A 14,267-nucleotide genomic window follows, 5' to 3' on the forward strand; every position below is an offset into this window, starting at 1 on the left:
GGTCTATTCACGTGAACTGGATAGAAGCAGCCTTGCTGGGCCTGGTACAGGGCCTCACCGAATTCCTCCCGATCTCTTCAAGTGCGCACCTGCGGATTGTCGGCTCATTCCTTCCGGGTGCCGCTGATCCGGGTGCCGCTTTTACTGCGATCACCCAGCTGGGAACCGAAACCGCGGTCATTGTGTACTTCTGGCGCGACATCGTCAGAATCGTTCGCGCATGGTTTGGTTCCCTGACCGGGAAAGTCGAACGCAGCAACCCGGATGCCCGCATGGGCTGGTTGGTCATTTTGGGCAGCCTGCCCATCATCGTCCTGGGCCTGTTGTTCCAGGACCAGATTGAATCCGTTCTGCGCAGTATGTGGATCGTTGCCACCATGCTGATTGTGTTCGGCATGATCCTGGCTGTCGCCGACGCCATCGGCCGGCAGGACAGAGACCTCACGCAGCTGAGTTACAAGCACGGCATCCTGTACGGCTTCGCTCAAGCCATGGCACTGATTCCCGGTGTCTCCCGGTCCGGCGGCACCATCACGGCGGGCCTGCTCATGGGCTACACCCGTGAGGCTGCTGCGAGGTATTCGTTCCTTCTGGCCATTCCGGCTGTGTTCGGCAGTGGCCTCTACCAGCTCTACAAGACCGTTTCGAATGACGGCCTTTCCGGACCGTACGGGCTTCCTGAGACCGCCTTGGCCACCGTCATCGCCTTTGTCGTGGGCTACATCATCATCGGCTGGTTCCTGAAGTTCGTCTCCACACGGAGTTACCGGCTCTTCGTTTGGTACCGCATCCTCCTCGGCCTGGCGTTGTATGTCCTGCTCGGTTTCAATGTGATCAGCGCCTAGCACTAAGGTTGAGTCGTGAAATCGTGGACCTCCCGCCCTGTTCCTGAGCTGCCCGGCAGCATGCCGCAACTACGACTGTTCGACACAGCCCTTGGCCGCGTCGTGGAGGTTGAACGGCAACCGGAACAATCCATGTACGTCTGCGGCATCACGCCATATGACGCTACCCACATGGGACATGCGGCCAGTTATGTGGCATTCGATCTCCTGAACCGGGCATGGCGCGACGCCGGCATCCGGGTGTCTTACGTCCAGAACGTCACGGATGTCGATGACCCCCTGCTGGAGCGCGCCACCGCCACTGGTGTGGACTGGCGCGACTTGGCGCAGAGCCAGATTGAGTTGTTCCAGACGGACATGGACGCACTCAACGTACTGGCACCAAACCACTACATCGGTGCCGTGGAGGCGATCCCGGACATTGTGCCCGCCATCGAGCGCCTCATTGCCGACGGCGTGGCCTACCGCGTTCAAGGATCCGACGGTGAACCCGACGGCGATGTCTATTACGACGTCGAAATGGCCGGCAAACGTTCCGACGCAACCGACGCCTGGACCCTGGGCGACGTGTCAGGACTTGGCGAAGCAGAGATGCTGACCTTGTTCGCTGAACGCGGAGGAGACCCTGCCAGGCCGGGCAAACGCAATGCCCTGGACCCCTTGCTCTGGCGCGTGGCCCGCGACGGCGAACCCAACTGGCCCGGCGCGACTCTTGGCGACGGCCGGCCCGGTTGGCACATTGAATGTACGGTCATCGCGCAGAAGTACCTCCCGGCACCCTTCACCGTCCAAGGCGGCGGATCGGACCTCATCTTCCCGCACCACGAAATGGGAGCCGGGCACGCCTACTCCCTCTCCGGTGTCCCGCTGGCACGGCACTACTCGCATGCTGGCATGGTGGGCCTGGACGGCGAGAAGATGAGCAAATCCAAGGGCAACCTGGTCCTTGTCTCCAAGCTCCGCGCGGCCGGTGAGGAACCAGCAGCCATCCGACTGGCCATTCTTGCCAACCACTACCGTTCTGATTGGTCATGGACCGATGCGGAGTTCTCGGCCGCCAAAGACCGGCTGGCACAGTGGCGTGAGGCCGCGGAGCATGCACCTACCGGATCGGCGGGACCCCTGGTGGCAGCCATGCGCAATGAGTTGGCCAACGACCTCAACGCTCCCGGAGCCATCGCCGCCGTCGATTACTGGGCAGGGGAAGCGCTGCGCTCCGGCGCGGAGAAGTCCGCACAGGACTCTGCCCTGGTGACGGATGCCATCGACGCTTTGCTTGGGGTGGAACTCTAGGGCGCGAATCAGCACGAAACACCAACGGCCCGAAACACCAACGGCCCTGACGCAATGTCAGGGCCGTTGCTGTTTTCAGGATTGGTTCTTACGGCCGCTCTTTGCCACGCCGCTTCAGGTAGCGCTCGAATTCGCGGGCAATGGATTCACCGGAGGCTTCCGGGAGGTCCGCCGTATCCTTCGCTTCCTCAAGCTGGCGCACGTAGGCAGCAATTTCGGGGTCCTCAGTGGCGAGTTCGTCCACTCCGCGTTCCCAGGCCTCGGACTCTTCGGCCAACGCCTGGCTGTCGAGGGGAACCTGGAGCAGGTCTTCCACTTTGTGCAGGATCGCCAGCTGAGCCTTGGGGGAGGGGGGCTGGGCAACGTAGTGCGGAACAGCCGCCCACAGGGACACCGTCGGCAACCCCGCCAGCATGGCGAACTCCGCAAGCACGCCAACAATCCCTACGGGTCCCTCGTATTGGGATGCCTCGAGGTTCAGGCGCTCACGCAGCGAACTGTCCTCGCTGGTGGTGCTTACCGGAATGGGCCGGCTATGGGGTACATCGGCAAGCAATGCGCCAATCAGGATCACGGAGTCCACCTTGAGTGCTTCGGCGTGGACCAACAATTCGGTGGTGTAGGCACGCCAACGGTAGGAAGGTTCCGTGCCAAGTACGAAGACCACGTCCACGTTGCTGCCCGGAACTGCTGCCTTGTAGATCCGGGTAGAGGGCCACTTGACCTTGCGGGCACCCGAGGATGTGCGGCGCACGGTGGGGCGGGTGAACTGGAAGTCGTAGTACTCTTCGGCGTCCACCGTGGCAACCTTTTTGCCGTCCCAGAGCTTGTTCAAATAGTGCAGCGCATCGCTGGCGGCCTCGCCGGCATCGTTCCAGCCCTCGAATGCGGCGAGCATGACGGTGACACGCTGGCCTTCCGCCGGTTCCTTGAGGAAACGCTCGGGCTCCGCGGTGATGTCCTGCCCTTCGGGGGTCCCGTCCACACTGTTCATCCACTCACCCTACGTCCAAGACCCGTGCCGATGCATGGCATTTGACGTCAACGCGTGTCACCGATTCGCCCACAGCGCAAAGCCCGGACAGCCGCCGGCCAGGTTCCACGTAGACTTGAAACCATGCATTCGTTACCCAGCCAGCCCCTCCTCAAAGCCGTGCTCTGGGATATGGATGGCACACTCGTGGACACCGAGCCCTACTGGATCGCTGCCGAGCGTGCGCTTGTGGAGTCCCATGGCGGAAGCTGGTCGCACCAGCAGGCCATGCAATTGGTAGGCCAGTCGCTGCTTCACTCGGCCGCCGTCCTCCAAGCCGCGGGTGTCCGGCTTGAAGCCCGCGAAATCGTGGACACCCTCAGCGCCCAGGTCATCGCGCAGGTCCGCGAGGAAGTCCCGTGGCGTCCGGGCGCGCGTGAACTCCTGGACGAACTTCATCAGGCGGGCATCCGCTGTGCCCTGGTAACCATGTCCGAGGGCCCTTTGGCCGGCGTGGTAGTGGAAAGCCTTCCCAAGCCCTACTTCGAATTCATGGTCACCGGGGATACGGTAGCCAACGGAAAACCGCACCCCGAGGCTTACCTCACTGCTGTCGAACGGCTCCGGCTGGACGACCCCTCACTCAGCATTCACCACTGTGTCGCCCTGGAGGACTCCGTACCGGGGGCAACGGCCGCCATTGCCTCGGGTGTGGTGACGGTAGGAATACCCCACCAGGTTCCGTTGCCCGAGGACCGCCGCATGATCATGTGGGACACGTTGGTTGGCAGGACTGCCTCCGACGTCTGCCGCCTGGTTCATGACCGCCTCGCAGCAGTGGACCTGCTTGAAGGGGCCAACTAGGTGAGCAGTTCCTCCACGCCCCATCACGCCGCCACCAAAAAAGACGGCATTCCCCTGGGAAAGATCGCCGGTATTCCGGTCTACCTCGCTTACTCGTGGTTTGTCATCGCCGGCTTCACGGTGATTGTCTATGGCCCGGCACTGCTGATACGGATGCCGGAGCTCGGCATCGGAGCGTATTTCGTGGCCTTGGGTTATGCCCTGCTGCTCGCCGTCTCGGTTCTGGTCCATGAATTGGCGCACGCGCTCAGCGCAAAGGCCTTCAGCTGGCCAACGGAAAAGATCGTGCTGAACCTCTGGGGCGGACATACCCAATTCGAGAATTTCACGGCTTCCCCTGGACGTTCGGTGGTGGTCGCCTTGGCCGGACCGGCCTCCAACTTCGTCCTGGCGGCCGGAATGTGGGCCGTTCTTTCTTCCGGTGCCTTAAGCGGCGTATCGGACATCCTGGCCAACATCCTGATGTGGGCCAACCTCCTGATCGGCTTGTTCAATGTCCTGCCCGGTTTGCCCCTGGACGGCGGCCGCTTGGTTGAATCGGCGGTTTGGAAAGCGACCGGAAGCCAGGACAAGGGCACGATCGCCGCAGGGTGGTCTGGCCGCATCATCGTTGCCGCATTGGTCATCTGGTTCATCGGGCTGCCGCTCATCAGCGGCACGCCGCTGGATATCAGCCTGATGCTTATCACCGTCCTCGTCTGCGGCTTCCTCTGGATGGGCGCTTCGAGCTCGATCCACCACGCCAAGCTCCGCAGCCGCCTCCACCTCGTGAGTGCCGCTGGACTGGCAGAATCCGCGGTAGGCGTGCCGAACTCGGCCACTGTTGCGGACGTCCTGGACCTTTCCCCGGCCGGGAGTCCCGCCGTCGTGATTTGCGGACCGGATGGCAAGCCGCAGGGTGTGGTGGACTTCGGAGCAGCGGCCGCTGTGCCTCCGCAATCAACGGCGACGACGCCCGTCACCGCAGTAGCGCACGCCCTGGGCGCTGGGGCGTACGTCCCGGAATGGTCCAAGGGCCAGGAATTGATCCAGTACTTGGCACGGCTGGAGGGCGGCGAATACGCTGTGGTGGATCACAACGGAATCGTCACTGGCCTTCTCCGCCAGCAAGCAGTAGTGACGGCCATTACAGGCAAGGAAGCCCGCCGGAGCGGGCGCGCCTGACACCCTTGCCGGTAGAGTTGCATGCCGGCGGTTTTACCGAAGAACCCATGGATTTTTGGCGCCCACCCGCCAGCAAGACGTTGCGGCCCAGCCGTACAGGAGCGAGGAACAGTACATGAGCAGCGAAACCGCCGCCCCCGAAGCAAACGCAGGCACCGACAGGCCGGCCGATGGCACAACCGTGCAGCCGACGGGTGCTGCGCGCCGCCGCGGGCCTTTCCGCGTTGGCGAACGGGTCCAGCTCACTGATGAACGCGGCCGCATGAACACCATCAGCTTGGAGGTAGGTGGCGCTTTCCACACCCACCGCGGCTTCCTGAACCATGATGAGATCATCGGCAAGGTGGATGGCTCCGTAGTCAGCAACAACGTTGGCCAGCAGTACCAGACCCTGCGTCCGTTGCTCGCCGACTTCGTCTTGTCCATGCCCCGTGGCGCCGCTGTTGTGTATCCGAAGGATGCAGGCCAGATCGTCACCATGGCTGACATCTTCCCCGGCGCACGAGTCGTTGAGGCCGGCGTCGGGTCCGGCGCCCTCTCCATTTCGCTGCTGCGCGCCGTGGGCGACGGCGGCTACCTCCACTCCTTTGAGCGTCGCGAAGAGTTCGCCGACATCGCCCGCGGAAACGTGGAGACCATCTTCGGCGGACCGCACCCCGCATGGCAGATCTCCCTGGGCGACTTCCAGGAAGAAGTGGTCAAGGCTGAGGCTCCTGGCTCCGTGGACCGCGTCGTGCTGGACATGCTGGCTCCCTGGGAGTGCTTGGACGCTGTTGCCACTGTCCTGGCGCCCGGTGGTGTGTGGATCAACTACGTGGCAACCGTCACCCAGTTGTCGCGCACGGCTGAGGCCATTCGCGCCGACGGGCGCTTCACTGAGCCTGACGCCTGGGAGTCCATGGTTCGCGGATGGCACCTTGAGGGACTGGCCGTACGGCCGGACCACCGCATGGTGGCCCACACCGGATTCCTCCTCGTCACACGCCGCCTCGCCGATGGCGTCACTGGAATCTCCGTCAAGCGCCGCCCGTCCAAGACCGAGTTCAGCGAAGAGGACCTCAACGCGTGGACGCCCGGCGCTGTGGGAGAGCGCTCTGTCTCGGACAAGAAACTCCGCCGGGCAGCCCGCGACGCCATCGCAGGAACCAACGTCCAGGATGATCCCCCAGTCACAAACTGACAAAGGTCACAATAGGGTCCGCATTCCGGATGTCACCAAGCACCCTGCGCTTTTCGGGACTAAGGTCTTGTTAAGCGCAGGAAGGGGCTGATGAATCGTGGATACGTCAAACAACGACCTTGGACGGCCGACGCCGGAAGAAGCACATAACGCAGCGGAAGAAGCGGCGAGCCGGGGGCTTGCAGCTGTCCAACCGCCGGAGCCCTCGAGTGAACTGACGGTTGCCGAACGGCAAATCAATATCCTCCGGGACAAGCTTCGCCACATTGACCGCCAGTTGGCAGCTGCTACCCAGAACAACGGCAAGCTAGTGAGCATGCTGGAAACGGCCAAGGCCGAGATTCTCCGTTTGAAGGGTGCTTTGGAGCAGGAGGGCCAGCCGCCCTATAGCTTCGGAACCGTAGTGCAGATCAACCCGCGAAAGCAGGCAGCCGCAGGCAGTTCCGGCCAGGCCGCTACCGAAGAGTCCGTGGATATCTTCAATGCCGGCCGCAAAATGCGTGTAGGCGTCAGCCCACTGGTCAACCTGAACCAGCTGGCAGTCGGGCAGGAAGTCCTCTTGAACGAGGCCCTCCTGGTGGTGGCCGGGCTGGGCTACGAACGCGCCGGCGAACTGGTCACCCTCAAGGAAATGTTGGGCAAGGACCGCGCCCTGGTGGTGGGCCGGGCCGACGAGGAACGCGTAGTCCGGCTGTCAGGCGCCCTTCAAAGTGTCCACCTGAAGGTCGGCGATGCACTGTCCCTGGACTCACGGACCGGCTACGCCCTTGAGAAGGTGCCGAGGGCCGAGGTGGAGAACCTTGTCCTCGAAGAAGTTCCGGATATCACCTATCAGGACATTGGCGGTCTCGGCCCCCAAATCGAACAGATCCGCGACGCCGTGGAGCTGCCGTTCCTGCACCCGGACCTCTACCGCGAACATGGGCTCAAGGCCCCCAAAGGCATACTGCTGTACGGCCCTCCGGGTTGCGGCAAGACGCTCATCGCCAAGGCTGTGGCAAATTCCCTTGCAGCCCGTGCCGCAGAACGCGCCGGCAACACCGATCTCAAGAGCTACTTCCTGAACATCAAGGGACCCGAGCTCCTGGACAAGTATGTGGGCGAGACCGAGCGCCACATCCGCCTCATTTTCTCGCGTGCCCGTGAAAAGGCATCCGATGGCAGCCCTGTCGTCGTCTTCTTCGACGAAATGGACTCGCTGTTCCGCACCCGCGGTACCGGCGTTTCGTCCGACGTCGAAACCACTATCGTGCCCCAGTTGCTGAGCGAGATCGACGGCGTGGAGCGTCTGGACAACGTCATTGTCATCGGCGCCTCCAACCGTGAGGACATGATCGATCCCGCCATTCTTCGACCCGGTCGCCTCGACGTAAAAGTGAAGATCCAGCGCCCCGACGCCGAGGCCGCGGCGGACATTTTTGCCAAGTACATCACCACGGACCTGCCCTTCCACGCCCAGGACCTTGCCGAGTATGGCGGAGACGTGCAGGCCACGGTGGACGCCATGGTCCAGCGCACCGTCGAAGCCATGTATTCCACGGAGAAATCCAACGAATACCTCGAAGTCACCTACGCCAACGGCGATACGGAAATGCTCTACTTCAAGGACTTCAACTCCGGCGCCGTGGTGCAGAACGTCGTGGACCGGGCCAAGAAATACGCCATCAAGGACCTCTTGACCAATCACCAAAAGGGCCTCCGGATCGAGCACCTGCTGCGGGCCGTGGTTGACGAGTTCCGCGAGCATGAGGACATGCCGAACACCACCAACCCGGACGACTGGGCCAGGATCTCGGGCAAGAAGGGTGAACGGATTACGTACATCCGCACGATTGTCCAGGGCAAGGCCGGCCAGGAACCAGGCAAGTCGATTGAAACCACCGCCAACACAGGCCAATACCTGTGACAGCAAGACCCGAAGGTACGCCTGCTGAAAAGTTGCCTGCCGGCGGCGCCATGCGCGTCATGGGCTCGGAAACTGAATACGGAATCCACGCGCCGTCGGCGCCCGGGGCGAATGCCACCATGATGTCCGCAAGGATCATCCAGGCGTACGCCACAGTTACCCGGCAACGGGCAGCCGGGGGAGCAGAGACACGCTGGGACTACACGGACGAAGAACCGTTGCACGATGCACGCGGCTGGACCTTGGACAGGTCAGCCGCGGATCCCAGCCAACTCACAGACCAGCCGCCAGTGCTCGACGCCGAAGCGGTTGCGTTGGCGTACGGTCGCCAGGAGTTGGAGCTCGATGGAGCCGACGAATCCGGTTCCCTGCTGATGAACATGGTCCTGGGAAACGGGGCCCGTCTCTACGTGGACCATGCACACCCAGAGTATTCGAGCCCGGAAGTGACGAATCCGCGCGATGCTGTGGCGTGGGATGCTGCCGGTGACCTGGTTGCCTTGGCCACTGTGAGGAAGGTCGCGGCGGACACCACCCTGCCCCCCATCAATCTTTACAAGAACAACACTGACAACAAGTCAGTGTCTTATGGCTCGCACGAGAACTACCTCATGCCCCGCTCCGTTCCGTTCGGTGACATTATTCGTGGCCTGACGCCATTTTTTGTCTCCCGCCAGGTGGTGTGCGGTGCCGGACGGGTCGGCTTGGGACAGGACAGCTCCACACCCGGATACCAGATCAGCCAACGTGCGGACTTCTTCGAGGCAGAGGTAGGGCTGGAAACAACCATCCGACGTCCCATCATCAACACCAGGGACGAGCCCCACGCAACGGCCGACAAGTACCGCCGCCTTCACGTGATCATCGGTGACGCCAACCTCAGCCAGGCCTCGAACTACCTCAAGTTCGGTACCACCGCCATGGTCCTGAGCCTCATCGAAGCCGGACAGGCTCCGAGGATTGAAGTCCACGAGCCTGTTCAGGCTCTTCAAACCATCAGCCACGACACAACGCTCACAGCCACAGTACGGTTGCTCGACGGCCGAAGGGTGACGGCCCTGGACATCCAGTGGATGTATTACGAGGCAGCGGCCAAACTTGCCCAGGAGACTGGCGTGGCGGACTCGGTTACCGGCGATGGCCACACCCACGATGTCTTGTCACACTGGGAAACCACGTTGACAACGCTGGGAAGCGACCTTGCTGCGGCCTCCTCGTCCGTTGAATGGGTGGCCAAGAAATCACTTCTGGAAGGCTACCGGAACCGTGACGGCCTTGAGTGGAACGACGCCAGGCTCGGATTAGTGGACCTGCAATGGTCGGATATCCGGCCCGAAAAGGGCTTGTACTACAGGCTGCTGTCCAGGGACCGCATGATGCGGATCGTCGACGACGCCGACATCGCCAGGGCGGTGACCGAACCGCCGTCGGACACTCGCGCGTACTTCCGCGGACGGTGTGTTTCCAGGTTTGGCAAGGACGTGGTCGGCGCCAGTTGGGACTCGGTAATTTTCGATGTACCGGGGTTGGGGAAACTGCAGAGGGTACCCACCCGTGAACCGCTGCGTGGAACCCGGGCGTTGACCGGAGCATTGTTCGACCGTCACCAGGATGCAGGTTCATTCCTTGCCGATTTGATGGGCCGAAACCCGCCGCCGGCCAGGAGCTGAGGCTGGAACGGCACACCAACATTCGTGCCCTTCCAAAGCCGTACGCAGCAGCCCACGGCGTGGCAATATGGCATTAGGAAGTCTCCGGCATCAGGGGACTGACAGTAGGGAGAAAGAAAATGGCAGCTCAGGAGCAGCAACAACCGCAGTCGAGGGAAACCGAAACTGAAGTGGACGTACCGGAGGCCCCGCCCGCAGCGCCCGAGGCACAGGCGTCGGAGGCAACCCAGGGCGTGGATGACCTCCTCGATGAAATCGACGGCGTCCTGGAATCAAACGCCGAAGAGTTCGTCCGGGCGTTCGTGCAAAAGGGCGGCCAGTAACCGGACCCACACCGTCAGTACTGCCCGGTCGGCGTGAGGCCGCCGGGCATCGGAACGCAGAGTCGAAGGAGTGCAGCAATGCAGGACCCATCAACCGGCCCCCTGGCCACCCAGGCAACGTCTTCCTTTACGGAGCATCTCCAACGCTCGCGTCCCGAATTACTTCCCTTCAGCCAATCATTACCGGCCGGCATGGTTCCGTCGTCGCCTCATGCCACCACCATCGTTGCCCTGACATATGCGGGAGGTGTCCTGATGGCGGGAGACCGCCGGGCCACGATGGGCAACGTCATCGCCAGCAGGCACATCGAGAAAGTGTTTCCCGCCGACGAGTATTCCGTGCTGGGTATCGCCGGCACGGCCGGCCTGGCCATCGACATCACACGGCTTTTCCAGGTCGAGTTGGAGCACTACGAGAAAATCGAGGGCACGCTCCTGAGCCTGGTGGGCAAGGCCAACCGGCTGGGGGCAATGATCCGCGGGAACCTTCCCATGGCAATGCAGGGGATGGCGGTCATTCCGTTGTTCGCGGGGTTCGACCAAGTGTCCGGCGTCGGGCGGTTGTTCTCCTACGACGTCACCGGCGGCCGCTACGAAGAGCAGGAACACCACTCGGTTGGTTCCGGTTCGGTGTTCGCCCGGGGCGCCTTGAAGAAGCTGTGGAAGCCGAATCTCACTGAAGAATCCGCGGTGGCAGTGGCCGTTGAGGCGCTCTACGATGCCGCGGACGACGACTCCGCCACCGGTGGCCCCGACCCGGTCCGTCAACTGTGGCCTGTTGTCTATACCGTCAACCGCACCGGAAACCGCCGTGTTCCGGAACGCGACCTGGCCGCCATAGCCGGCGCCATCGTCGAATCACGGGCCATCGCCGGACGGGAGGCCTGAGATGACGCAGCAGTTCTACGTCTCTCCCGAACAGCTGATGAAGGACCGTGCTGACTTTGCACGGAAAGGCATCGCCCGCGGACGCTCCGTGGTGGTCATCAGTTGCGCCGACGGCATTGCCTTGATCGCGGAGAATCCGTCGCCCTCGCTGCACAAGATCGGCGAGATCTACGACAAAATCGCCTTCGCAGCAGTGGGCAAGTACAACGAGTTCGAAAGCCTCCGGCAAGCCGGTGTCCGTTACGCCGACGTCCGCGGATACTCCTACGATCGCGAGGACGTCACCGCCCGCGGTCTGGCCAGCGTGTATGCCCAGAGTCTTGGCGCGGTGTTCACTGCGGAACAGAAACCGTTCGAAGTGGAGCTGGCAGTCGCCGAAGTGGGCCTGGCACAGGAGCAGGACCACCTTTACCGGCTGACCTTCGATGGCTCGATTGCCGATGAGAACGGCTTTGTTGTCATGGGCGGTCTCGCTGACCAGATTTCCGACGTCGTCAGTGGGGATTGGGATCCCGAGCTCAGTTTGGCCGGGGCCATGCGTTTGGCACTGCGCGCCCTGGCTGCCGATAAGGAGGCTGACGCGCTGCCGGCTACCGCCGTCGAGGCTGCAGTCCTGTACCGCGCGTCCGAAAGCCACCGCGGTTCCCGTAGGGCGTTCCGGCGGCTGTTGCCTGAGGATATGACCCTGTTGCTCGCCGAGGAGGCTTGAGATGGATAAGAGAATATTTGGCATCGAAACGGAATTTGGAATCTCCTATTCCAGCCCGGATTCGCGTCCTCTGGCCCCTGAGGAAGTGGCCAGATACCTCTTTCGCAAGGTCGTCAGTTGGGGCCGGTCGTCCAATGTCTTCCTGACCAACGGCTCGCGGCTTTACCTGGATGTGGGTTCGCATCCGGAGTACGCCACGGCCGAATGTGACGACCTTGCACAGCTGATCGCCCATGACAGGGCCGGCGAACTCATCCTGGACGACCTCGTGGACGAGGCCCAGGCGCGGCTGGCGGCGGAGGGATTCAACGGCACGGTGTATCTCTTCAAGAACAACACCGACTCCGCCGGAAACTCCTACGGCAGCCACGAAAACTACCTCATTCCGCGGCGGGGGGAATTCTCCCGCTTGGCCGAGATCCTCATTCCCTTCCTGGTGACCCGCCAGTTGATCGCGGGAGCGGGGAAAGTGCTGAAGACGCCCCACGGCGCCACGTTTGCCTTCTCCCAGCGTGCCGATCACATCTGGGAGGGCGTGTCCTCGGCCACCACCAGGTCCCGCCCCATCATCAACACCCGCGATGAGCCACATGCGGACGCCGAGTTCTACCGTCGCCTCCACGTGATTGTGGGGGACTCCAACATGTCTGAAACTTCCGCGCTCCTAAAGGTGGGAACCGTGGACCTTATCCTCCGCATGATCGAGGCAGGCGTCATCATGCGGGATATGCGGATGGAAAACCCTATCCGCAGCATCCGTGAGATCTCGCATGACCTGACGGGCCGCGCACTGGTCAGGCTTGCCAACGGCAGGCAGCTCACCGCCCTGGATATCCAGCGCGAGTACCTGACCAAGGTCACTGAGTTCGTCGCCACGAACGGCGCACACAACGCCCATGTGCCGCTCATCCTGGATCTGTGGAAACGAACGCTCGATGCCATCGAAAGCGGCGATACGAGCACCATTGATACCGAAGTGGACTGGGCCATCAAGAAGAAGCTCATGGACGGCTACATGAACCGCCATGACCTTAGCCTTGACTCACCACGCATCGCCCAGCTCGACCTCACGTATCACGACATCTCGCGTCAACGTGGGATTTTCTTCCTTCTGCAAGCGCGGGGGGCAGCACGACGCCTGGTTACGGAAACGGACGTCAAAGACGCCGTGGACGCGCCACCCCAGACAACCAGGGCAAAGTTGCGGGGTGACTTTGTTCGCCGCGCCCAGGAGCTGGGCCGCGACTACACCGTTGACTGGGTGCACCTGAAGCTCAACGACCGGGCGCACCAGACCATTCTCTGCAAGGATCCGTTCCGTAGCGTTGACGAGCGGGTGGATGCACTGCTGGACTCCATGGGCTGACCGGCTCTATAAGCTGGCTCCCAGCTTCGCGGGCTATTCTGGATAGTGGTCTCTTTCCAAGAGCCGCACTGCTTGGATGCGCAACGCGCCTTTCCGAGTGTCCCTTGCCCCGACGAAAGTGTCTTTTTTGTGCGCCGACTCCTAGCAATTCTCCTTCCTGCCCTGTTGCTCATCACCGCGTGCGGAGGAAGCACTCCGGCCGCCGAGCCCACCAGCCAGTCTGCCGGTGACACCTCAAAGCTCGACTCCGTGAAAGTGACGGACAACGGCGACAAAGCACCCGGCGTTGAATTCTCCAAGCCCCTCACCGTGACTGAACCAACCATCAAGATGGTTGTCGAAGGCGATGGTGAGCGCGTGAAGGCCGGACAAACAGCCGAGCTGATGTACCTTGCCGTGGACGGCAATGACGGCAAGACAGTGGAAGATGCCTACGCCAACGGCCCCCAGCCAATCGAACTGACCGACGAATTGAAGACCGGCAACGAGCAAATCTATAACGCGATTGTCGGAGCCAAGGTTGGGTCCCAAATCGCTTTTGCGGCACCTGGCAATGCCACAGCATCTGCCCCCGCCTCCACGCAGTTGGTCGTCTTTAAGCTGGTCTCAGCGAAGGACCCCGCACCGGTACTGGAGAAGCCCGAAGGCGAGACAGTTACTCCTCCGGCAGGGCTCCCCACCGTGAAGGAAGACGACAAGGGCATTCCCCAGATTTCCGTTGAAGGCGTTGCGGCTCCGAAGGAACTCATCGCCCAGGACCTCATCAAGGGCACAGGTGCTGCCGTGAAGGCCTCCGACACCCTGACGGTCAATTACGTCGGCGTCACCCTCGCAGGTGGAACCAAGTTCGATTCCAGCTACGACCGCGGAGAGTCCACCAGCTTCCCGCTCACCGGGGTCATCAAGGGCTGGACCCAGGGCCTCGAAGGCAAGACCGTCGGCTCCCGCGTCCTGCTGGTCATTCCGCAGGATCTGGCCTACGGCGAAGCCGGCCAGGGTGAAGCCAAGGGCGACCTCGTGTTCGTCGTTGACATTCTTGGCGTCAAGTAACCGGCACTGAAATTTCGACAAGACCGTTGGGCACTA

The 14,267-nt window shown here is 62.2% G+C and carries 13 protein-coding genes; 12 read left to right on the plus strand and 1 reads right to left on the minus strand.

The genetic code is table 11. From position 1 onward, the window contains the following. Positions 1 to 11: 11 nt before the first annotated feature. Positions 12 to 845: an undecaprenyl-diphosphate phosphatase gene (locus J3D46_RS16825; protein ID WP_231340149.1), complete on the plus strand. Its 834-nt coding sequence runs from the start codon at positions 12 to 14 to the stop codon at positions 843 to 845. A 15-nt stretch (positions 846 to 860) separates the two neighbouring features. Further along, entirely contained in the window at positions 861 to 2,138 is a 1,278-nt protein-coding gene (mshC, locus tag J3D46_RS16830) for a cysteine--1-D-myo-inosityl 2-amino-2-deoxy-alpha-D-glucopyranoside ligase (RefSeq protein WP_231340148.1), read from the plus strand. A gap of 88 nt (positions 2,139 to 2,226) precedes the next feature. Here mshC and J3D46_RS16835 read toward each other — a convergent pair whose 3' ends face one another. Beyond that, the gene (locus J3D46_RS16835; protein ID WP_253468262.1) at positions 2,227 to 3,132 is read right to left on the minus strand and encodes a PAC2 family protein; all 906 of its coding nucleotides are present in this window, start codon (positions 3,130 to 3,132) and stop codon (positions 2,227 to 2,229) included. A gap of 123 nt (positions 3,133 to 3,255) precedes the next feature. Here J3D46_RS16835 and J3D46_RS16840 point away from each other — a divergent pair, with 123 nt between their 5' ends. From J3D46_RS16840 to J3D46_RS16885, 10 genes are all read left to right on the plus strand, one after another. Then, complete coding sequence (locus tag J3D46_RS16840) at positions 3,256 to 3,975, plus strand: HAD family phosphatase (RefSeq protein ID WP_253468263.1); 720 nt, start codon at positions 3,256 to 3,258, stop codon at positions 3,973 to 3,975. Beyond that, positions 3,976 to 5,139, plus strand: coding sequence for a site-2 protease family protein (locus J3D46_RS16845; protein WP_253468264.1), 1,164 nt, complete (start codon positions 3,976 to 3,978; stop codon positions 5,137 to 5,139). A gap of 115 nt (positions 5,140 to 5,254) precedes the next feature. Beyond that, positions 5,255 to 6,319 (plus strand): tRNA (adenine-N1)-methyltransferase, encoded by a 1,065-nt coding sequence (locus J3D46_RS16850; protein WP_253468265.1) that lies wholly within the window; start codon positions 5,255 to 5,257, stop codon positions 6,317 to 6,319. Between the two features lie 97 nt (positions 6,320 to 6,416). Beyond that, positions 6,417 to 8,225 carry a proteasome ATPase gene (gene arc, locus J3D46_RS16855; RefSeq protein WP_231340143.1) on the plus strand — a complete coding sequence of 603 codons (1,809 nt, stop codon included), beginning with the start codon at positions 6,417 to 6,419 and terminating at the stop codon, positions 8,223 to 8,225. Between the two features lie 50 nt (positions 8,226 to 8,275). Beyond that, on the plus strand, positions 8,276 to 9,895 hold the full coding sequence (gene dop, locus J3D46_RS16860) for a depupylase/deamidase Dop (protein ID WP_253469242.1): 1,620 nt from the start codon (positions 8,276 to 8,278) through the stop codon (positions 9,893 to 9,895). A 119-nt stretch (positions 9,896 to 10,014) separates the two neighbouring features. Then, entirely contained in the window at positions 10,015 to 10,218 is a 204-nt protein-coding gene (locus tag J3D46_RS16865) for a ubiquitin-like protein Pup (RefSeq protein ID WP_043806102.1), read from the plus strand. A 78-nt stretch (positions 10,219 to 10,296) separates the two neighbouring features. Next, entirely contained in the window at positions 10,297 to 11,106 is an 810-nt protein-coding gene (gene prcB, locus J3D46_RS16870; RefSeq protein WP_231340141.1) for a proteasome subunit beta, read from the plus strand. Between the two features lies 1 nt (position 11,107). Then, complete coding sequence (gene prcA / locus J3D46_RS16875) at positions 11,108 to 11,815, plus strand: proteasome subunit alpha (protein WP_231340140.1); 708 nt, start codon at positions 11,108 to 11,110, stop codon at positions 11,813 to 11,815. 1 nt (position 11,816) lies between these two features. After that, complete coding sequence (pafA, locus tag J3D46_RS16880; protein ID WP_231340139.1) at positions 11,817 to 13,181, plus strand: Pup--protein ligase; 1,365 nt, start codon at positions 11,817 to 11,819, stop codon at positions 13,179 to 13,181. Positions 13,182 to 13,310: 129 nt separating this feature from the next. Next, positions 13,311 to 14,231 (plus strand): FKBP-type peptidyl-prolyl cis-trans isomerase, encoded by a 921-nt coding sequence (locus tag J3D46_RS16885; RefSeq protein WP_231340138.1) that lies wholly within the window; start codon positions 13,311 to 13,313, stop codon positions 14,229 to 14,231. Positions 14,232 to 14,267: the final 36 nt, after the last annotated feature.

Source organism: Paenarthrobacter sp. A20, from assembly GCF_024168825.1.
In the GTDB taxonomy this organism is placed as follows: domain Bacteria; phylum Actinomycetota; class Actinomycetes; order Actinomycetales; family Micrococcaceae; genus Arthrobacter.